This is a genomic window from Vibrio sp. 2130-1, assembly GCF_033339515.1.
In genome coordinates, this window is sequence record NZ_JAWOUT010000555.1 from 1 (window position 1) to 566 (window position 566).

The window sequence follows — 566 nt, forward strand, 5'->3', positions numbered from 1 at the left end:
GCTGGAGAGCGTGAACGCCTCATTGGGCTCAGAGGTCGAGGGGTGGCTTGCCCCGAGGTGATCAACGGGCAGGAGGAACAGGAGGGTGCATGCTTGGTGATAACGGCAATTCCGGGAGTACCGGCGGCTGATCTGTCTGGAGCGGATTTGCTCAAAGCGTGGCCGTCAATGGGGCAGCAACTTGGCGCTGTTCACAGCCTATCGGTTGATCAATGTCCGTTTGAGCGCAGGCTGTCGCGAATGTTCGGACGCGCCGTTGATGTGGTGTCCCGCAATGCCGTCAATCCCGACTTCTTACCGGACGAGGACAAGAGTACGCCGCAGCTCGATCTTTTGGCTCGTGTCGAACGAGAGCTACCGGTGCGGCTCGACCAAGAGCGCACCGATATGGTTGTTTGCCATGGTGATCCCTGCATGCCGAACTTCATGGTGGACCCTAAAACTCTTCAATGCACGGGTCTGATCGACCTTGGGCGGCTCGGAACAGCAGATCGCTATGCCGATTTGGCACTCATGATTGCTAACGCCGAAGAGAACTGGGCAGCGCCAGATGAAGCAGAGCGCGC

The 566-nt window shown here is 58.5% G+C and carries 1 protein-coding gene; it reads left to right on the forward strand.

Annotated elements, in window-relative coordinates; all coding sequences use genetic code 11:
- Positions 1-566 (forward strand): APH(3'') family aminoglycoside O-phosphotransferase (locus R7Q09_RS27355; RefSeq protein ID WP_318144108.1); only part of this gene is annotated, 566 nt, incomplete at both ends.